The following is a 20,808-nucleotide window of genomic DNA, read 5'->3' as shown; positions in this document are numbered from 1 at the left end:
ATGATTTATGAGTTAATATTATTTCTCTACAGAGAATTTGAAAATACATTCACTATTATAAGTTTGTCCCGGTTCCAATACAACAGAAGGCCAGTCTGCCTTGTTAGGGCTGTCAGGATAATGTTGTGTCTCCAGACACACAGAAGCACGTTGGTTGTAAACGATGCCTTTCTTTCCGGTTACGGTTCCGTCGAGGAAGTTTCCTGTGTAAACCTGTACACCCGGTTCGTTGGTATATACTTCCAGAGTAATACCGCTTTCAGGTGAAGTGAGTTTTGCGGCAACTTGCGAAAGATCTCCCTTTGTGTTGAGTACCCAGTTGTGGTCATATCCTTTTCCGTTCTTCAGTTGAACGAAATCGTAGTTGTCGATCTCTTTACCTACAGCTTTCGGAGTGGTGAAGTCCATCGGAGTGTCTTTCACCGGAGCGATTTCGCCTGTAGTCATAAAGGTACTGTCTACCGGAGTATAATAGTCTGCGTTCACATACAATATATTGTCGGTTGAAGCTTTTGACGGATCACCAGCCAGGTTGAAGTAAGAGTGGTTGGTCATATTGATGATCGTCTTTTTATCGGTAGTTGCGCTATATTTGATGTCGATAGCGTTGTCTTCAGTCAGTTTGTAAGTCACTTTAGCTGTCACATTACCCGGGAAGTTTTCGTCTCCGTCCGGTGAGACAAGTGTCAGTTCCAGCGTTGTCGGATCAATCAGATTAGCTTCATAAACTTTGTATTGCCAACCTTTCGGGCCTCCGTGCAGGCAGTGGCCGAAATTGTTTTGCGGCAGTTGGATCGTGTCGCCGTCCAATGCGAAACGTCCTTGGTTGATACGGTTTGCATAGCGTCCGATAGAAGCACCGAAGTCGCTGGGTACATTAATATAGTCAGCAATGCTGTCAAAGCCTAAAACTACATCTTGCATCTTACCGTTCTTGTCGGGTACCATGACAGACACGATACGTCCTCCGAAGTTAGTGATACATACTTCCATGCCTGCCTTGTTCTTTAAGGTGTAAAGAGCTGTTTTGGCATTGTTCACTTCTGTTTGAAATTTTACCGGGTCAAGACCGGACAAGGTCAGCTCGGAAGCCGGCTTGTTATTGCACGCAACCAGCATCAGCGCGGCAAATCCTGCAAGTAGAAAATGTTTTTTCATGGTTTTATTTTTAATGTAAATGAGATATTTATCTTATTTTGGGTGTAAAAGTAACACTTTTGTTTGGTGTATCAAATACACTCTTGTATGTTATGCAGCATAAACGGTATATTTTATGATTTCCCATACACCTTATTATATATATAAATGTACGCTTTCCATCCGTTTATTTTTCATATAATAGAGCGGGTTAATAGGTGTTTTTTGATCTGGTTTCGTATTATAAATATCAGATACGGATGGAAAATTGTGCAAATGAATGGAATTTGATCCTTTTTGACCGATATACACCTGTTAATGATAAAATCGGGTACGGGGAAAATAGAGAATCTGATTATCTTTGCATTTTAACTATATATAATTTTTTATTGAGAACCATGAGAAGATACGCAAATTTATTGGCAGTATTAGCCTTGTCTACTAACCTTGCGCTTCATGCGCAAACTAATGAGTTGGTGATACAGACGAAGAAGCTGGGTGCAGAAATCCAACCTACTATGTACGGACTCTTTTTTGAGGACATCAACTATGCTGCCGACGGCGGACTTTATGCCGAACTGGTGAAGAATCGTTCCTTTGAATTTCCACAACACCTGATGGGATGGAAAACGTACGGAAAAGTATCCTTAATGAATGATGGCCCTTTTGAACGCAATCCACATTACGTACGTCTTTCTAACCCCGGACATGCACATAAGCATACCGGATTGGATAACGAAGGTTTCTTCGGTATCGGTGTCAAGAAGGGGGAGGAATATCGCTTCTCCGTTTGGGCGCGTTTGCCGCAAGGAAGTACGAAAGAAACATTGAGGATCGAACTTGTAGATACCCAATCAATGGGCGAACGCCAGGCACTTGTTGCAGGGAATCTTACGATTGATTCTAAGGACTGGAAAAAATACCAGATAATCTTGAAGCCCGGCAGTACTCATCCGAAATCCGTACTTCGTATTTTTCTTACTTCCAAAGGAACAGTAGATCTGGAGCATATCTCTCTTTTCCCGGTTGATACTTGGAAGGGACACGAAAATGGTCTTCGTAAAGATTTGGCACAAGCATTGGCGGATATTCATCCTGGAGTCTTCCGCTTTCCCGGTGGTTGCATTGTAGAAGGTACCGACCTGGAGACTCGTTACGACTGGAAAAAATCAGTTGGCCCGGTAGAGAACCGTCCCTTAAATGAAAATCGTTGGCAGTATACTTTTACTCACCGATTCTTCCCTGATTATTATCAAAGCTATGGATTGGGATTCTACGAATATTTCCTGCTGTCTGAAGAAATGGGTGCGGCACCTCTGCCGATTCTGAATTGCGGACTTTCCTGCCAATATCAGAATAATGATCCGAAAGCTCACGTAGCCGTTTGTGATTTGGATAACTATATTCAGGATGCACTCGACCTGATTGAGTTTGCTAATGGAGACGTGAATACCAAATGGGGAAAGGTACGTGCCGATATGGGACATCCTGCTCCGTTTAACCTGAAGTTTATCGGTATCGGTAACGAACAATGGGGAAAAGAATATCCCGAACGTCTCGAACCGTTTATCAAAGCCATTCGTAAAGCTCACCCGGAGATTAAAATAGTAGGTAGCTCCGGTCCGAATTCCGAAGGAAAAGAATTTGATTACTTGTGGCCTGAAATGAAACGTCTGAAAGCCGATTTGGTGGACGAACATTTCTATCGTCCCGAAAGTTGGTTCCTGGCACAAGGTGCCCGCTATGACAACTACGATCGTAAAGGTCCGAAAGTCTTTGCCGGCGAATATGCCTGCCATGGAAAAGGAAAGAAATGGAACCATTATCATGCTGCTTTGCTCGAAGCTGCTTTCATGACCGGATTGGAACGTAATGCTGACATCGTTCACATGGCTACCTATGCTCCGCTTTTCGCTCATGTGGAAGGATGGCAATGGCGTCCTGATATGATTTGGTTCGATAACCTGAACTCTGTGCGTACCACTAGCTATTATGTACAACAACTGTATGCGCAAAACAAAGGAACAAATGTACTTCCCCTTACCATGAACAAGAAAAATGTAACGGGAGCCGAAGGACAGAACGGACTCTTTGCCAGTGCTGTTTACGATAAGGATAAGAATGAACTGATTGTAAAGGTTGCCAATACCTCCGCCACAGCTCAACCGATTTCCTTGAATTTTGAAGGATTGAAGAAACAAGATGTACTGTCTAATGGTCGTTGTATCAAACTTCGTTCGCTTGATTTGGATAAGGATAATACACTTGAACAACCTTTTGCCATCGTTCCGCAGGAAACTCCGGTATCTATTGAAGGCAATGTGTTTACTACCGAATTGGAACCCACTACGTTTGCAGTATATAAATTTACGAAGAAATAAGTAGAACTAATTAGATGTTATTAGATTAATAGATTTTAGATTTTTGTTAATTGTAAAAAGTAAGGGCGGCTCCCATCACGGAAGCCGCCCTTCTTAATTATTTAATAACGAATAAATTCTTATTCCAGTCTACGAGAACCGTCACCGATTACTACGTCATACACTTTCGGGCTTCTGCCGAATTTAGCTTTGAAAGCAGCTTTTGTTTTTTCAACGAAGTTATCGTACAACTCATCCTTAACAAGGTTGATAGTACAACCACCGAAGCCGCCACCCATAACGCGTGAACCGGTTACACCGTACTCTTTAGCGCAGTCATTCAGGAAGTCGAGTTCTTCGCAGCTTACTTCGTACAACTTGCTCATGCCGTGATGAGTTTCGTACATCTTCTTACCTACAGTTTCGTAATCATCCTTTTCCAATGCCTCGCAAACATCGAGTACACGTTGGATTTCTTCGATTACATATTCTGCACGCATATAGTCTTCAGCGCTGATATCAGCTTTCGCTTCTTCTAGCATAGCCATTGTACAGTCGCGCAGGAATTCTACGTGCGGATGTTTTTTCTGGATAGCGGCAACAGCAGCTTCACAGCTTTGGCGACGCTTGTTATAAGCAGAAGAAGCCAATTCGTGCTTAACCACTGAATCCATCAGAACCAGACGATAACCTTCCGGATGGAATGGGAAATACTGATACTCCAGTGAACGGCAATCCAGACGGATCAAACTACCTGCTTTACCGAATACGGAAGCAAACTGGTCCATAATACCGCAGTTCACACCACAATAGTTATGTTCTGTAGCCTGGCCAACTTTAGCCAATTCGAACTTATCTATCTTGTTTTCACCAAACAGTTCGTTCAGTGCGAAAGCATACGTACTTTCCAAAGCAGCAGAAGAAGACATACCTGCACCCAGAGGCACATCACCTGCGAAAGCAGTATTGAATCCCTTCACATCAACGCCACGTTTAATCATTTCACGGCATACACCGAAAATATATCTTGCCCAGCTGGCGCGTGGAGCATCTTCTTCATTCAAACCAAATTCTACATAATCCTTCAAGTCGATAGAGTAAGCCTTTACTTTGTCAGTACCGTTAGGTTTGATTTCAGCAATCATCCCTTTGTCTACCGCTCCCGGAAAAACGAATCCACCGTTGTAGTCAGTGTGTTCACCGATCAGGTTGATACGGCCCGGAGAAGCATATAAAAATCCAGTAGTTCCGTCAAAGTGTTTAATGAATCGACTTCTTACGTATTCTGTATCCATGATATTTATATTTTAAAGGTGAATAAATTGAATTCTATTCTATTCTATGTGATTATTCCACAGGAATATCCTTATTTACATTCTTGCAACCTACCAAACCGTAGAACAACAGGTAAGCCAGAGCAGCGATAATCAACCAGTAGCTAGCCATATAACCTACAGAGTCAGAGATGCTTTGTTGGATCAACGGCAATACACCACCACCAACAACCATCATCATAAAGATTCCGGAAGCCTGTGCTGTATATTTTCCTAAGCCTTCTACTGCAAGGTTGAAGATACCACCCCACATTACAGAAGTACAAAGACCGCAAAGTACAAGGAACAAGGCGCTTACAGGAACCTGTGCCATCATAAAGCCTTCGCCTACAGTGTAACCCGGCATTGAAACCGTTACATCTTTCGGAGTGAAGATAGCGATCAATACGAAAATGATAGCAGTAGCAGAAACAGCGATCAACTGTGCACGGCTGGAAACCTTACCACTGATAGCACTACTTGCAGTACGCCCCACAAGCATCAGCAACCAATAGATAGCAGCGATAGCACCACCGATAGCAGCACCGTTCATCATGATACCGGCACCTTTATCGCTTGAATCGGCAAGATAGAAGTTCAGTGTACCCGGGATACCAATTTCAATACCTACATAAATAAAGATACCGATTACACCCAGTAAAGTGTGACGGAAGCTCCATGGACTGTGAGAGAATTTTTCTTTCTTCACTCCACCTTTCTGAAGGTGTGGTTCAGGAATAGCAACAAATGAGATAACGATAAATGCAGCAACGAATACACCCATAGCAACGAAGAGCAGAGGAGCAACGTCAGACATAGCAGTACTTGAAGTAACAGTACCGATCAAAGCACCTACGAAAAGCGGAGTCAATGTACCAGACAAAGAATTAAGAGCTCCACCAGTCTGAATCAACTGGTTACCTTTGTTACCACCGCCACCGAGAAGGTTCAACATCGGGTTTACCACTGTGTTAAGCATACAAACGCAGAAACCGCAGATAAATGCACCAAGCAGATAGATTACAAAGTTTAATTTGATAACATACTCACCGAATGCGAATACTTCAGCACCTGCTCCGAATAAGCTGGAAAGATACTGTGTGAACAAACCGAGGAAACCTACTGCCATTGCAATCAAAGCAGTCTTCTTGTAACCGATCTTAACGAGCATGTTACCGGCAGGAATTCCCATAAACAGGTAAGCCAGGAAGTTCATCATATTTCCCATCATACCTAAAGTGTTCGAACCCGCATATTCATTTCTCCAGATTGTTCCGAATGGAGCAGCGAGGTTTGTTACGAAAGAGATCATCGCAAAGATGAAGAACATCGTGATAATTGCGACGAGATTACCGTTCTTTTTTTCTTGTGTCATGGTTCAAAAAAAATGTTAGTTTATAAAATTAGGTTAGTTATTTTTCAAGTCTTATTCTTCTACCGTAAATTTGTAGACAGTGATCTGTTGGTATTCATCACCCGGCAGCAAAGTGGCCGATGGGAAATGCGGTTTGTTCGGAGTATCCGGGAAACACTGTGCTTCAAAGCAGATAGCGCTTCTGGCAGGGAATGTAGCTCCGTGTGCACCTTCAAATCCGTTGAGCCAGTTGCCCGTATAGAGTTGTACACCCGCTTCGGTGGTATATACTTCCATGATACGTCCGCTTTCCGGATCCTTGCAAGTGGCAGCCAGGTCGAGCGAACCGCTTTCCATCTTGTTCAGTACATAACAGTGGTCATATCCTGCACCGAAAATCAGTTGCTGGAATTTGTCGTCGATACGTTCGCCTACAGTGTGTGGAGCACGGAAATCCATCGGAGTACCCTCTACTTTGGCAATTTCACCGGTAGGGATGGAAACTTCGTCGATAGGCGTATAGAAATCAGCGTTGATCGTAACGATGTGGTTGTTAACGGTAGGAGTAGGGTTGGAAATACCGGCGAGGTTGAAGAAACCGTGGTTAGTCAAGTTAACGACTGTAGCTTTGTCGGTGGTAGCGCGGTATTCGATAGTCAGTGCATTTACTTCATTTTCCAGGCGGTAAGTCATTTCCACTTCCAGATTGCCGGGGAATCCCTCTTCACCGTCAGCAGAAACATAGTTGAATTGCACTGTGCTCTCATCAATCTGGACAGCATCCCAAACACGGGCGTGGAAACCGGTAGGTCCACCATGCAGAGAGTTAGGTCCGTTGTTAATCGTGAGTTCATGTTCTTCGCCGAACAAGGTGAATTTTCCTTTCGCGATACGGTTGCCGTAGCGTCCGATAGTAGTGCTTAGGAAAGGTTCCGGGCTGTTGATGACGTGGTCGATGCTGTCGTGTCCGAGGATTACATTAGCATACTTACCGTTTTTGTCCGGTACCATGATAGAAAGAATGGCGCATCCGTAATTGGTTACAGCTACTTCCATTCCCTTTGTATTTTTGAGGATAAATAAATCAGTTTTCTTATCATTTATATCCTTTTGGAAATCTTTCCGGCTGAGCCCTGATAGATTCCCTTCTGTTGGGAATGTGTTATTCATGTCTGGTATTATTAAAAATTTCCTGCAAATAAAGGGAAATTCTTTCTTTCTCACAAATTATTCCGACTAAATATAACAGGTGCTTTAGGAAAGTTTAGCTTTATTACTTCATCTTCTTTGGATGCAAGGACAAAAGATGATTTCTTAAATGAATTTTCATCCTCCTTTTCTTAAAAACTGAACTATTTTTTGTATGTTTGTTCCCGGATTGTAACAATCCGAGCGAATTTAATCTAAGTTTATAACAAGAAAAACAAAAATGTATCCATTAAAATTCGAACCTATTCTGAAGCAGACGCTTTGGGGGGGCGACAAAATTATTCCGTTCAAGCATTTGAATTCAGACTTGAAAGGAGTAGGAGAAAGCTGGGAGATTTCCGGTGTTGAGAACAATGAATCCGTAGTGGCTAATGGCCCGGATAAAGGTTTAACCTTGGCCGATATGGTAAGAAAGTATCGTGAGGAACTGGTTGGTGAAGCGAATTATGCCCGTTTCGGCAATAAATTCCCACTGCTCATTAAGTTCATCGACGCCAAACAGGATTTGTCAATCCAGGTACACCCAACAGATGAGTTGGCGAAGAAACGCCACAATTCGATGGGAAAAACCGAGATGTGGTATGTGGTAGATGCCGACAAAGGAGCTAAATTGCGTTCAGGATTCTCTGAACAGATTACCCCGAAAGAATATAAAGAACGCGTGTTGAACAATACGATTACCGACGTATTGCAGGAATATGAAATTCATCCGGGTGATGTATTCTTCCTTCCTGCCGGACGTGTGCACAGCATCGGGGCAGGTTCTTTCATCGCCGAGATTCAGCAAACTTCTGATATAACTTATCGTATCTACGATTTCAACCGTAAAGATGCGAATGGTAAAACCCGCGAACTTCACACCGATTTAGCCCGTGAAGCCATCAACTACGAAGTATTGGATGACTATCGTACTAAATACGAACCGTTGAAGGACGAACCGGTAGAACTGGTTGCCTGCACTTACTTCACGACTTCTCTGTATGACATGACTGAAGAAATCAGTTGTGACTATTCCGAACTCGATTCATTCGTGATCTTTATCTGTATGGAAGGATCATGTACAATGAGAGACAATGAAGGTAATGAACTGACTGTTAGTGCAGGAGAATCTATCCTGTTGCCTGCTACCACGCAAGATGTCACTATCACTCCCGAAGGAGGAAGTGTGAAATTGCTGGAAACATACGTATAAGATAATAGCGTACAAAATGAAGGTCATCCGACTTTGTTTCATCCTCATGATGGGCAAAGCCGGATGACTTTTTTTATTACTAATAGAATAAAAACGGCAAAAAACTCTTTAACTATATTTATTAAAAAGTTTATCTGGAACACACAAAAAGATTCGTTCTTTTGCCGCTTGCCAAATGGCATAATATATAAAATAACTAGTGATGTAATGAGGAACAAAAATGGATTTAGCCGATGTGCAGAGTTCTACATCGGCCGTTTGCGAAAGGAGGGACGCTATTCTACGGCGCATGTCTACAAGAATGCCCTCTTCTCTTTCAGCAAGTTTTGCGGCACGCTCAATGTGTCGTTCAGACAAGTCACCCGGGAAAGTTTACGACGCTACGGGCAGTATCTTTACGAGTGTGGCTTGAAACCCAACACGATCTCTACGTATATGCGTATGCTTCGTAGTATTTATAACCGGGGAGTAGAAGCGGGCATTGCGCCTTATGTGCCGCGACTGTTTCATGATGTTTATACCGGTGTCGATGTTCGCCAGAAGAAGGCCCTGCCTGCTGTCGAATTGCATAAGCTTCTGTATGAGGACCCCAAGTCGGAGCGTTTGCGTCGTACACAGGCTATTGCTGCCCTGATGTTCCAGTTTTGTGGAATGTCGTTCGCTGATCTGGCTCACCTGGAGAAATCAGCTTTAGAACAGAATGTGTTGCGATACAACCGTATCAAAACTAAAACCCCGATGAGTGTGGAAGTACTTGATACAGCCAGAGAAATGATTAACCAGCTTCGCAATAGGGAAGATGCACAACCCGATTGTCCGGATTATCTGTTTGACATCCTTAGCGGCGATCAAAAACGTCTGGATGAAAGAGGGTACCGGGAATATCAGTCCGCTCTTCGCCAATTCAATAATTGTTTGAAGGACTTGGCAAGAGCCTTGCATTTGCAATCTCCAGTCACTTCCTATACACTTCGCCATTCTTGGGCAACGACAGCGAAGTATCGGGGAGTACCTATTGAAATGATTAGTGAATCATTGGGCCATAAATCTATAAAAACCACACAAATCTATTTGAAAGGCTTTGGACTTAAAGAACGTACAGAGGTAAATAAAGGGAATTTATCTTACATTAAAAACTGTTGTGTAGGCAGGGTGAAAAGTGCAAAGTATTAGTATTCAGAACTAAAGTATGTGTGTTACTTCTTAGGTAACGGAACTTAAATTTGACGCAAAGATAGACAAAAACATAAATAGTAAGCAAATATTCTTCCACTTTTTTTCGTTTTATCTGAAATATAGGAAAAAAACTATCCGAACATGAAATAACTTTATTTTCATGTTCTAAACTTTTTATTGCCTAATCTCTGGATTTTTCCTGTTGAGTATTAGGCAGTTCCTTTCTTGTGCCCTATTCCTATATGTGATTTCCATTTTTATAGAGACGCGCGCCTTGTGTGTGTATTGTCCGTTACCTAAGAAGTAACGGAATAACATGGGGTAAAAAAACATGATTTTAACAAAACCAAAATCACTTAGTGCTGGGCCTAGCGATGGGACAGGGGAAGGCGTAGCACACTCTAAACGCTGGTATGTTGCTCTGGTTCGTATGCACCACGAGAAGAAGGTAGCCGAACGTTTAGACAAAATGGGGATCGAGAATTTCGTCCCTGTCCAACAAGAAATTCATCAGTGGAGTGACCGGCGCAAGGTAGTTGAGTCTGTCCTTCTTCCAATGATGGTGTTTGTGCACGTAAATCCGAAAGAACGCAAAGAAGTTCTGGGTTTTTCTACAGTGAGCCGTTATATGGTGATGCGTGGTGAGAGCTCTCCGGCGGTGATTCCAGATGAGCAGATGGCTCGTTTCCGTTTCATGCTCGACTATTCCGAGGAAGCTATTTGTATGAACAGCTCTCCTTTGGCACGTGGTGAGAAGGTCCGTGTTGTGAAAGGACCTCTGACCGGGCTGGTTGGTGAACTGGTCAATGTCGATGGCAAAAGCAAGATTGCCGTCCGGCTGAATATGCTGGGATGCGCTTGCGTTAATATGCCTATTGGTTATGTCGAGGCTATCTGCGAGAAAAACTAATCCCGTCATCATTTATCCACCATTTACATGAATACGAAATTATCCGGTGCTTTTGCACTGATATTCTTTTTCTTCTTTCTCTCGGCTTGCCAGTCCTATAAGAAAGTGCCTTACTTGCAGGATGCGGAGATTTTGAAACAGGCGAATACGCAAGTTGCGCCTGTTCAGGACGCAAGACTGATACCGGGTGATGAAGTTTCCATTCTTGTTTCCACTTCCGATCCGGTTGTTTCGCAGCCTTTCAATGCGCAAGGCAGTACGTTTCTATTGGACGATCAGGGAAATATCAATTATCCGGTTTTAGGTAAACTTCCTTTGAACGGTTTAACAAGTCGTGAAGCTGAAAACCTGATAACGGATAGACTGAAATCTTACGTGAAAGAAAGACCTACGGTAGTAGTCCGTATGTCCGGTTTTAAAGTTTCCGTTTTGGGCGAAGTGGCCTCTCCCGGTGTTTATCCGGTAGTGAATGAGCAGATCAATGTGCTCGAGGCCCTTGCCATGGCAGGAGATTTGACTATTTATGGTGTTCGTGATAATGTAAAACTAATCCGCGAAGACAGGAATGGGCATAAACAGTTTGTTACACTCAATCTGAACGACGCGGATTTGTTATTATCTCCTTACTATCAGTTGCAACAGAATGACATCCTGTATGTCACTCCTAATAAAACCAAAGCGCAGAGCGCAGACATCGGAACAAGTACGACGATGTGGGTTTCGGGATTTTCCATTCTGGTATCTATTGCCAGTTTGCTGGTCAATATACTTAGATAATACCATCTAATTCTCGGTACTCCTCCGTACAATTAAAACACGGACACTCCTTCATCGGATTCAAATCATGATGGCCTACAATCAACGTCTTAGGAAATATTTTCCTCAATTCGCGGAGCAGACCGAGCAAAGAAGCCCGTTGTGCCAATGTACGCGTGTCTTTGGGACGTCCCGCCATATCCAGCCCTCCTTCGTAACAAATACCTATCGAATGGGTGTTATGGTCACGGCAGTGTGCCCCGACCTTTTCCAGAGGACGGCCTTGGTAGATTTCTCCATCCCGGGTGATGTAGAAATGATAGCCGATGTCACGGAATCTCCGGTGAAGGATATGATCTTGACGGCAAGCCTCCGCCGAAAGGGACTTTCCTTCCGGCGTGGCACTGCAATGAATGATAATCAGAGTGATGGTACGCATAAGGCTACATACAGCTCTGTACTCCGATCAGACCTCCGATAGCGGTGGCAACGGTGATAATCACTTTGATGATGAAGCTCCATACGGAGCGGGGAGAAGATGAATTACTCATGATGTTACTTTTTTAAAGATTAAAAATAAAGGATTTAGGATTAAGCAGCCGGATCAGGCGCTTCACCGCCACCATCCGGTTTCGGATCAGGGGTATCACCCGAATCAGAACCTCCTCCGGCAGTTGTTGGTTTCTGATATTCGGCCTGCTGTTTCAACTGGCTGTCGAGTTTCAGGTTGGTGGTTGACAAATTACCGGTAGCACGGGCTTTCAGACGCATACCAGTGATGTTTTTCTCCAATGAGAAATCTTCCAGCGTATCAGCTGCCTTACTGCGGATGCCCACACCAAAGATGGCAAGGTCGTCGATTTTCACACATTTGCCGTCGAGCAGCAGTTCCTTGATGCAGTCTACCATGTCGGAAAGCACACCTTTGATGACACCACCGGAATACGGTGAATTGTGTTTTGACATGTGTTCGGCAAGCTTAGCCAAATCAAACGTCTCGTCGCTTACCGCACGGGCGAACCACTTGCCTGCATTCAGGCCTTTTTGCTGTTGGTTTTGATAAATTTTGTAACGAATCATAAAACAATAAATTAAAGGGTTAAACATTGTGTCCGGGGGATTCTTTTCCCTTTCGACGATACAAAGATACAACCCTGAAACCCGCAGAAATCAATAGTCTACAGTTGCACGCGATTGTTGTCAATTATGCGCAGTAACGGTCGGTTATTCAATGGAAAAACGTAGGATATGTGAATATGTTTTGTTATTTTTGTAATTGTAAATCAGAAACTTATTCATCATGAACGAATTCAAAATACGCGCCTACGGTCGCATGGAACTGGCTCAACTTTATTCTCCGGAACTAACTGACATTGCTGCATATCGAAAGATGAAGAAATGGATCTCTTTATGTCCCGGACTTCTGCAACGCCTGTACGACTTAGGTTACGAATCAAAGCGCCGCTCATTCACCCCGTTGGAGGTGAGAGTGATTGTAGATGCCTTGGGAGAACCTTAGAAGAGCGGAAAAGTAAAGCACCGCTTTAGCAATCGTAAAGCTATGCTTTACCACTTCTAAAGCGCCGCTTTAGGATTCATGAAACGTCCTGTTGTTATATAAATGCAAAAAATGCACTTTTTCCGAGGGTTCCCTAACACACGCACACATGCGTACGCGTATAAACGCCTTTATCGTCTGTATTGATAAGCAATCCTTTTTTTATCAGACGGTTCAGCCAGCTAAGAGCAGTGTTAGGTTTGATTTTCATCTTTTCAGCCTGCTCCAACAACTGTGCGCGGGTGAACTGGTTGCCCATTATTTCAAAAAGTGCATCCCGGTCGGCATTGGCTCTATGTTTGACCTCTGTGGAAGGAAGAAAAGATAAGATATGTGTGGCATGACGATAGAGCGGAGTTACAAGTTCCAGCACCGCATGGAAATCTTCAGCGGTGATTGTCACATCCCAACGGGTGATAATGCCGTCTTTGATATTATCGGCGGCAATCTCCTTGTCAGGAGTCAGCAGAGGGGTGGAAGAACCCTTGAACTGATAAGGCTGGTCGCATTCCAATGCACGAATCATAGCTATTTCTGCCATGATACGGCATGTATTGACAGCCAGTCGGGCTATGGAACTGCTCATTTCGTTATCGTTGGCAAGTCCCGAGCGGAAAAACAGATCGGCAAAGAGGGCATTGAACTCTTGCTTTTGCTCATCAGTGAGCCGGAGCGTATGAAGCCCGTGTGCTTTCATCAGGTCCAGTTGCTTTTTCCATTCCAGGCCTATGTCTGTGAAGATGGCTTCCAGATCGGTTTCGCCACTTTCAAACTGGTTGATCCATGTCCATATACCGTGCATATAATAAAACAGCTGGCGCGAGAAAAGACCGTTCTCTGTCGAGGGAATGAGTGGTTTTACTTGTGCGGGCGTGCCGGAAAGCAGGAGGGAGAGATAGCTTTTCTTTACTTCCCGGTATTCCTGGTCGGTGCGCCGGTTGTACGACAGGCGGTCGTGGTCGAATGCTTTGCGGAGTGTATCGCTCCAGTGTCCGTATTCAGAACCGATAGCAGCGGAGATGGTATCCGCTTCGGTTTCGCAGATAAGTCCTGTGCCGTTGGCATCCATGATATTTTGCAGAATACCTGTTCCGGTGTTATTGCCCGAGATGAGAAACATTTTATTCTTGGGCATTTGAGGAGCTTCCACTTTGCAGCGCTCCTTTCCCATAGTATCATAGGCGGCTTTCTCTTTTTTGTAGGCCTTGACCTCTTCCGCTACTTTTTGGCGGATCTCGTCATGAATAGGCTCTACAAGCAGCCGGATGAACGAAAGAATTCCCTTACCCGAGGCGGAAGGGGCTACAATAAAACTTTGCAGGCAAGGAGACTGGAGTTTGCCGGCGTATGGACATCTCACATATCGCTCCATGCTGGCACCTATGGCGGTCAATGCTCCGAGCAGCATGACATCGCGTTGTGTGGGGCTGGTGGCATAACTCATGATGAGCAACAGGATTTTCGGCCAGTCCGCTTCGGTGAAAGAGGGCAATGGCTGGTTCGGGTCACTCCCGTCCTGCAGTTCTTCGGATTCGTCCGGTTCTTCATTGTCCACCTTATTATATACATGCGTGTGTGTGAGATTTTGGGACGGTGCATTTCCTGCATTTTTTGCATTTTTCCGGTGGTTCATCACTCCCTCTTTGCAGAGAGTTACACCCGCCCTTTCAGCAAGATGGAATGCAGTGCCCAGATGGACATCTCCATGCCGGGTAGTAAGTGCATTGGAGAATATCCGTTCGGCATGTTCCCGTTCGTACTTGGCAGACACCCGGCACAACCGATGGAAAAACTCGCGTCCCGCTTCTCCGCAATCCGTTGCGATGGCGAACGCCAGTTGTACATATTCAGCATACGTAGGGGCAATATCCGCTCCTGCAGTTTCAACCGCCTCACAGAGGCGGCATAACGATTCAATTTCGTCCATAATTTTAATTTATAGTTTTTAATATCTAATTATTTGTTGTTTCTAAACAACGCTCCCGGATCATGACTAAGAAAACAAGACCTTACAATGTCCTTACCGGAAAAGTCTACCCCTTTGCGTTTTTCTCCGAATGGAGGAGGTGTTTCAGTACCATAGAGCAACACAGTGAACATCATTGCCAGCTTCATATTTTCGATGATACTGTTTGTGTCGTTAGCCATGGGTAAATGATCGTAGGGTACGAATGCTTTTACACCCCGTCCGCTGGGACTGATAAACGTGAGTACAGGATGCAGAAGGTGGTCATTAAACAATGTACTGCGCATTTCCACTGCCTCCTGATAGGAGTCGAGATGGTCGATATCTACCACCACCAGATGTGAAGAAGCTACGAAACATTTGCTGTTGCGACGCGAGAACGTACCACAGGGAGTCACGTATGGCAATAGTGATGCTTTTGCTGTCCGTATATCTCCGGAATTGCGTACTTGTTCGGTCAGAATTTTGAGATTCTCGTTGCAGGTTATCATTTGAAAAACTTGTTCTACGGAGACTTCGCAGGAGGGAATAAGTGTTGCAGGAGTAACAATCCGCCCCAGTTCATTTTTGATGGGAGCAATGGGAGGCATGAAATAAGACATTCTGAAATCGTTTGTCATAACATTTATATTTTTTGATTATCGTCTTGAATTTTCAAAACGCGGTGCGAAGGTAGAAATAGCTTTTAAATATATCGTTCAGACATGTCTGAACAGATATGCATAAAATTAACATATAATACAATGTATTTAACAACTAATAAAATTATAAACATGAAAAAATTTAATCATCCCGTACTGGGCCATTTTATCGCAGAGCAGTTTGAACGTGCTCACTTGTCAATAGAGGCTATGCGTAAAGAAATCCACATGGGAAAACCCACTTATTACAAGATGACATCTGGGGAGATTTACGTCTAAGTGATTTTACCCGTCTTTTTTCCTATTACTATGACAATCTCACAAAAGAAGAGTTTCGAGCCAAAATGGTAGAATGGGGAGAACTTTATATTGAGTATAGGGAGAAAAATGAGGATATGGATGAAAATCTAAATCAAGAATAAAGTAATGCAGGAAGTCCAACGTTTTAATAAAGTCCTAAAATCTTTTGTCCTTTCAGGGGACATCATCTTACTGAACTTACTGTTGTGGGTGTTTGGTTCTCTTTGGGGAAACCGTTCTCCTTTTGAGTTTTCCATGCCTCTTTTCCAGAATATGGCTTTGATGACTTTATGTTATCTGGTTTGCAACATTCGTTCTGGAGTGATTCTTCATCGTCCGGTGGTTCGTCCGGAGCAAATAATGCTTCGGGTGGCACGGAACATGATTCCTTTTGTATTGATGGTGCTGGGCCTTTCGTACATATTCCATTTTGAATGTGTTAACCTGCGTCAGCTGGGGGCATTTTATGTAGTTCTCATTATCGTTATTATTTCTTATCGCCTGACGTTTCGTTATATTCTGGAGCTTTATCGTAAAAGTGGGGAAAATGTCCGAAAGGTAGTACTGGTGGGTAGCCATGAAAATATGCAGGAACTTTATCATTCCATGACGGATGATCCGACATCCGGATATCGTGTACTAGGATATTTTGAAGATTTTCCATCAGACCGCTATCCTATGAATATAGCTTATTTGGGACAGCCGTGCGAAGCTGTTGATTATTTGACCCGTAATGCGGGAAAGGTAGATCAGCTTTATTGCAGTCTTCCTTCCGCCCGTAGTACTGAAATTATGCCGATTATCAACTATTGTGAGAACCATCTGATTCGTTTTTTCAGTGTTCCCAATGTCCGGAACTATTTGAAACGGAGAATGTATTTTGAAATGCTGGGTAATGTTCCGGTACTTTCTATCCGTCGTGAGCCACTTGAGTTATTGGAAAATCGTATTGTGAAACGTGGCTTTGATATTATTTGCTCGCTACTGTTCCTTTGTACCCTTTTCCCGATTATATATATCATTGTGGGGCTGGCAATAAAGATAAGTTCTCCCGGACCTGTCCTTTTCAAACAGAAACGAAGCGGTGAAGATGGTCGTGAATTCTGGTGCTATAAGTTCCGTTCGATGCGGGTGAATGCTCTAAGTGATACACTTCAGGCTACAGAACATGATCCTCGTAAAACCCGAATAGGCGATCTGATTCGCAAGACGAATGTGGATGAACTTCCTCAATTTATTAATGTACTGAAAGGGGATATGTCTTTAGTGGGTCCCCGTCCGCACATGTTGAAGCACACAGAAGAATATTCTCATTTGATAAATAAATATATGGTTCGTCATTTTGTTAAACCGGGTATTACAGGCTGGGCACAGGTGACAGGTTTCCGTGGAGAAACGAAAGAGCTTTGGCAGATGGAAGGACGTGTGCAACGTGACATCTGGTATATCGAGCATTGGACGTTTCTTTTGGATCTGTATATCATGTATAAGACTGTGTATAACGTAATCCGTGGGGATAAAGAGGCGTATTAGGTCAGAATTGGAATTTGAATAAAAATTAAATCAATAGTTGTAATTTACATGAGTAGGTGGTTATGAGAAAATTGAAACGATTGACTTTGGGTGCGTTACTTGCTTTTTTGCTGGTATCCTGCCAATCATATAAGAAAGTGCCTTATTTGCAGGATACGGCTTTTGTGAATGATACAGAACAGAGTATTCATCAGACAGGTGTGAAGGTTATGCCCAAGGATTTGTTGACGATTGCCGTGTCTTGTTCTACTCCGGAACTGGCTGCACCTTTCAATCTGGCAAATTCGGGTACTGCTAGTGGAACGGAGGGAAAGACAGTGGGACAAGGAATCGAGTCAACTGCTCTACAGCAATATTTGGTAGATAATCAGGGGAATATCAACTTTCCAGTGTTGGGTGAGATTCATGTAGGTGGATTGACAAAGCTGGAAATAGAAAACCTGATTGTAGATAAGTTGAAGGTTTATTTGAAAGAAGCACCGCTTGTAACTGTACGTATTGTAAATTATCGGATTTCGGTATTAGGGGAGGTCACCAAGCCAGGCAGCTTTGTAGTCTCTAACGAGAAGATTAATTTGCTGGAGGCGCTTGCCATGGCAGGTGATTTGACTATTTATGGCATGCGTGATAATGTGAAATTGATCCGGACAGGGCAAGATAACAAGCAGGAAATTATTACTATGGATTTGAATAAGGCTGAAACGGTACTGTCTCCTTATTATCAGTTACAGCAGAATGATATAATTTATGTGACACCTAATAAGACTAAGGCTAAGAATTCGGATATAGGAACCAATACGGGATTATGGCTGTCTAGTACCTCTATTCTGGTTTCACTAGCAAATATATTGGTAATTTTATTAAATAAGTGATTAGTAATGAAAGAGAATTCGTATAACAATAATATGAGTGATTTAGATGAAGAGAAAGTAAATTATCAGGAAATTCTCTTTAAGTATATTATTCATTGGCCTTGGTTTGTTGCTTCCGTTTTAGCTTGTTTGGTTGGTGCTTGGATGTATTTACATTTTCAGACTCCTGTTTATCAGGTTTCTGCTTCCATCATGATAAAAGATGATAAAAAGAGTGGGAGCGGAAATGCTGCTGATATTGAAAGTTTGGGATTAGGTGGAATGATTACTTCTGCGCAGAGTATCGATAACGAGATAGAAGTGCTACGCTCCAAGACAATCTTGAAAGAAGTTATTAATAATCTCGAACTTTATATTACTTATTATGATGAGGATGAGTTTCCTAAAAAGGAATTATATAAGACTTCTCCAGTAGTCGTAAATCTGACGGCACAGGAGGCCGATAATTTGTCGGATGTAGCTTTTGTTAATATGAAACTTGCACCAGAAGGTGGTTTGGATGTAAATCTAAGGGTAGGTGTATATGACTATAATAAACATTTTGATAAACTTCCAGCAGTGTTGCCTACAGATGCGGGTACATTTGGGTTTACCTTGAGAGATTCCTTGTCGAATGGGAGGGTAGAAGGACAAAATACGATACGGAATATCAGTGCTATTGTTAGTCAGCCATTTGTGGTAGCAAAAGGATATCAGGGGGTATTGAATATAGCACCTACCTCTAAAACAACGTCTGTTGCAGTTGTTTCACTAATGAATACAAATATACAGCGTGGTCAGGATTTTATCAATAAACTGATGGAGATGTATAACCGTAATACGAATAATGATAAGAATGAGGTTGCGGAGAAAACAAAGGAATTTATCAATGAGCGTATTAAGATTATTGATGAAGAACTTGGAAGTACAGAAGATAAGCTGGAAGCATTTAAAAGAAATGCCGGATTAACTAATATCGGTAGTGATGCCCAATTAGCTGTTGAAGGAAATGCAGAATATGAAAGGAAACGTGTAGAAAATGGAACTCAAATTAATTTGATTCGTGATCTTACTAAATACATCAATAACCCGTCAAATGAATATGAAGTATTACCTGCTAACATTGGTTTGTCTGATAATGGTTTGACTACTCAGATAGATCGTTACAATGAATTAATTTTCGAACGTAAGCGTTTGCTACGTACTTCTACGGAGAATAATCCGATGATTGTAAATCTAGATACGAGTATTCGTGCTATGAAAGCGAATGTACAAGCTGCTATTGATGGTACTTTGCAAGGTTTACTTATTGTAAAGGCTGATCTGGATCGTGAGGCTAGTCGCTTTTCTCGTCGTATCAGTGATGCTCCGGGCCAAGAACGTCAGTATGTAAGTATTGCGCGTCAGCAGGAAATCAAAGCAGGACTTTATCTAATGCTTTTGCAGAAACGTGAAGAGAACGCTATAACTCTAGCAGCTACCGCAAATAATGCTAAGATTATAGATGAACCGGTAGCTGAAGGTGGACCGGTTTCTCCAAAGCCTAAAATGATTTATATGATTGCTTTAGTGGTAGGAGTGGGATTGCCTGTTGGTGTTATTTTCTTACTTGGTCTGACTAAGTTCAAAATAGAAGGGCGTGGTGATGTTGAGAAATTAACAAGTCTACCTATTGTGGGTGATGTACCTTTGACTGATGAAAAAACAGGCTCTATTGCAGTGTTTGAGAATCAGAATACTTTAATGAGTGAGACTTTTCGTAATGTCCGTACTAATCTACAGTTTATACTTGAAAATGGTCAGAAAGTAATTCTGGTGACTTCAACAGTTAGTGGTGAAGGTAAGTCTTTTATTTCTTCAAATCTTGCGATTAGTCTATCTTTATTAGGAAAGAGGGTAGTAATTGTAGGGCTTGATATTCGTAAACCCGGTTTGAATAAAGTCTTTAATATCCCTCGAAAAGAGCAGGGGATTACTCAATATCTGTCAAATCCTGAAAAGAATCTAATGGATTTCGTTCAGCCTTCGGATGTTAGTAAGAATTTATATATTCTTCCTGGTGGAACAGTACCACCTAATCCTACGGAATTACTGGCTCGTGATGGTTTAGATAAAGCGATTGAAATATTGAAAAAGAACTTTGATTATGTAATTTTGGATACTGCCCCTGTTGGTATGGTGACTGATACTTTGCTTGTAGGGCGTGTAGCTGACTTATCCGTTTATGTATGTCGTGCTGATTATACTCGGAAAGCAGAGTTTACCTTGATTAATGAGTTGGCTGCTGATAATAAGCTTCCCAATATCTGTACCGTTATTAATGGTCTTGATCTTCAAAAAAATAAGTATGGCTATTACTATGGTTATGGTAAATATGGCAAGTACTATGGCTATGGTAAGCGTTATGGCTATGGATACGGTTATGGCGAGCATAAAATAAAGGAGGAGTAAATATCTAAAATGTAAATATTTAGCTTGTTAAGTTCTGATTTTCAAGTAAATCATATTTTTACATTAACTAGGGAATTATTCTCTGTTACTAATCTGATTAT

General features: G+C 42.6%; 19 protein-coding genes. 10 read left to right on the top strand and 9 right to left on the bottom strand.

Annotated features, from left to right (window positions below; all coding sequences use genetic code 11):
• Positions 1 to 18: 18 nt before the first annotated feature.
• Complete coding sequence (locus N5O98_RS07505) at positions 19 to 1,158, bottom strand: aldose epimerase family protein (RefSeq protein WP_004309169.1); 1,140 nt, start codon at positions 1,156 to 1,158, stop codon at positions 19 to 21.
• A gap of 377 nt (positions 1,159 to 1,535) precedes the next feature.
• On the opposite strand from N5O98_RS07505, the gene N5O98_RS07500 reads away from it, so the two are divergent.
• A complete protein-coding gene (locus N5O98_RS07500) occupies positions 1,536 to 3,518 on the top strand; it encodes an alpha-L-arabinofuranosidase C-terminal domain-containing protein (protein ID WP_032855884.1) in 1,983 nt (660 codons plus the stop codon).
• Positions 3,519 to 3,637: 119 nt separating this feature from the next.
• Here the strand turns inward: N5O98_RS07500 and galK are convergent, their stop codons facing one another.
• Genes galK through N5O98_RS07485 form a run of 3 tightly spaced genes read right to left on the bottom strand, consistent with a single transcriptional unit; the run spans position 3,638 to position 7,334 of the window.
• Positions 3,638 to 4,792 (bottom strand): galactokinase, encoded by a 1,155-nt coding sequence (gene galK / locus N5O98_RS07495; RefSeq protein ID WP_004297463.1) that lies wholly within the window; start codon positions 4,790 to 4,792, stop codon positions 3,638 to 3,640.
• Between the two features lie 52 nt (positions 4,793 to 4,844).
• Positions 4,845 to 6,185, bottom strand: coding sequence for an MFS transporter (locus tag N5O98_RS07490; RefSeq protein WP_004309167.1), 1,341 nt, complete (start codon positions 6,183 to 6,185; stop codon positions 4,845 to 4,847).
• 51 nt (positions 6,186 to 6,236) lie between these two features.
• Positions 6,237 to 7,334 (bottom strand): aldose epimerase family protein, encoded by a 1,098-nt coding sequence (locus N5O98_RS07485; RefSeq protein WP_004307294.1) that lies wholly within the window; start codon positions 7,332 to 7,334, stop codon positions 6,237 to 6,239.
• Positions 7,335 to 7,593: 259 nt separating this feature from the next.
• Between N5O98_RS07485 and N5O98_RS07480 the strand changes: the two genes are divergently transcribed.
• From N5O98_RS07480 to N5O98_RS07465, 4 genes are all read left to right on the top strand, one after another.
• A complete protein-coding gene (locus tag N5O98_RS07480) occupies positions 7,594 to 8,565 on the top strand; it encodes a type I phosphomannose isomerase catalytic subunit (RefSeq protein WP_004309166.1) in 972 nt (323 codons plus the stop codon).
• A gap of 207 nt (positions 8,566 to 8,772) precedes the next feature.
• Positions 8,773 to 9,738, top strand: a complete 966-nt coding sequence (locus N5O98_RS07475; protein ID WP_004309165.1) for a tyrosine-type DNA invertase cluster 3b — start codon at positions 8,773 to 8,775, stop codon at positions 9,736 to 9,738.
• A 334-nt stretch (positions 9,739 to 10,072) separates the two neighbouring features.
• The gene (locus N5O98_RS07470) at positions 10,073 to 10,651 is read left to right on the top strand and encodes a UpxY family transcription antiterminator (protein ID WP_022199872.1); all 579 of its coding nucleotides are present in this window, start codon (positions 10,073 to 10,075) and stop codon (positions 10,649 to 10,651) included.
• A gap of 27 nt (positions 10,652 to 10,678) precedes the next feature.
• Positions 10,679 to 11,428, top strand: a complete 750-nt coding sequence (locus tag N5O98_RS07465; protein ID WP_004309163.1) for a polysaccharide biosynthesis/export family protein — start codon at positions 10,679 to 10,681, stop codon at positions 11,426 to 11,428.
• Here N5O98_RS07465 and N5O98_RS07460 read toward each other — a convergent pair.
• The 3 genes from N5O98_RS07460 to N5O98_RS07450 are packed head-to-tail and all read right to left on the bottom strand — an operon-like array spanning position 11,421 to position 12,487.
• Positions 11,421 to 11,846 (bottom strand): N-acetylmuramoyl-L-alanine amidase, encoded by a 426-nt coding sequence (locus N5O98_RS07460; RefSeq protein WP_004309162.1) that lies wholly within the window; start codon positions 11,844 to 11,846, stop codon positions 11,421 to 11,423. The two genes, N5O98_RS07465 and N5O98_RS07460, sit on opposite strands and share 8 nt — an antisense overlap.
• Positions 11,847 to 11,850: 4 nt before the next feature.
• Entirely contained in the window at positions 11,851 to 11,958 is a 108-nt protein-coding gene (locus N5O98_RS07455) for a smalltalk protein (protein ID WP_004297473.1), read from the bottom strand.
• A gap of 40 nt (positions 11,959 to 11,998) precedes the next feature.
• Positions 11,999 to 12,487: a DNA-binding protein gene (locus tag N5O98_RS07450; protein WP_004307288.1), complete on the bottom strand. Its 489-nt coding sequence runs from the start codon at positions 12,485 to 12,487 to the stop codon at positions 11,999 to 12,001.
• A gap of 220 nt (positions 12,488 to 12,707) precedes the next feature.
• On the opposite strand from N5O98_RS07450, the gene N5O98_RS07445 reads away from it, so the two are divergent.
• Positions 12,708 to 12,926, top strand: a complete 219-nt coding sequence (locus tag N5O98_RS07445; RefSeq protein WP_004297475.1) for a DUF4248 domain-containing protein — start codon at positions 12,708 to 12,710, stop codon at positions 12,924 to 12,926.
• Positions 12,927 to 13,059: 133 nt separating this feature from the next.
• Here N5O98_RS07445 and N5O98_RS07440 read toward each other — a convergent pair whose 3' ends face one another.
• The gene (locus N5O98_RS07440; RefSeq protein ID WP_118161133.1) at positions 13,060 to 14,892 is read right to left on the bottom strand and encodes a DUF3987 domain-containing protein; all 1,833 of its coding nucleotides are present in this window, start codon (positions 14,890 to 14,892) and stop codon (positions 13,060 to 13,062) included.
• A 29-nt stretch (positions 14,893 to 14,921) separates the two neighbouring features.
• Positions 14,922 to 15,551, bottom strand: a complete 630-nt coding sequence (locus N5O98_RS07435) for a BT4734/BF3469 family protein (RefSeq protein ID WP_004307286.1) — start codon at positions 15,549 to 15,551, stop codon at positions 14,922 to 14,924.
• 153 nt (positions 15,552 to 15,704) lie between these two features.
• Between N5O98_RS07435 and N5O98_RS07430 the strand changes: the two genes are divergently transcribed.
• The 4 genes from N5O98_RS07430 to N5O98_RS07415 all read left to right on the top strand — a co-directional run bounded on the left by N5O98_RS07430 (position 15,705) and on the right by N5O98_RS07415 (position 20,707).
• Entirely contained in the window at positions 15,705 to 15,851 is a 147-nt protein-coding gene (locus tag N5O98_RS07430) for a hypothetical protein (RefSeq protein WP_162487412.1), read from the top strand.
• Between the two features lie 147 nt (positions 15,852 to 15,998).
• Positions 15,999 to 17,405 carry an undecaprenyl-phosphate glucose phosphotransferase gene (locus N5O98_RS07425; protein ID WP_004309158.1) on the top strand — a complete coding sequence of 469 codons (1,407 nt, stop codon included), beginning with the start codon at positions 15,999 to 16,001 and terminating at the stop codon, positions 17,403 to 17,405.
• 56 nt (positions 17,406 to 17,461) lie between these two features.
• Positions 17,462 to 18,277, top strand: coding sequence for a polysaccharide biosynthesis/export family protein (locus N5O98_RS07420; RefSeq protein WP_032855875.1), 816 nt, complete (start codon positions 17,462 to 17,464; stop codon positions 18,275 to 18,277).
• A gap of 6 nt (positions 18,278 to 18,283) precedes the next feature.
• Complete coding sequence (locus tag N5O98_RS07415; RefSeq protein ID WP_004309156.1) at positions 18,284 to 20,707, top strand: GumC family protein; 2,424 nt, start codon at positions 18,284 to 18,286, stop codon at positions 20,705 to 20,707.
• Positions 20,708 to 20,808 lie beyond the last annotated feature (101 nt).

It is taken from the genome of Bacteroides sp. LFL-34, from assembly GCF_027257075.1.
In the GTDB taxonomy this organism is placed as follows: Bacteria; Bacteroidota; Bacteroidia; order Bacteroidales; family Bacteroidaceae; genus Bacteroides; species Bacteroides ovatus.
This window is presented reverse-complemented; position numbering and strand designations above follow the sequence as displayed.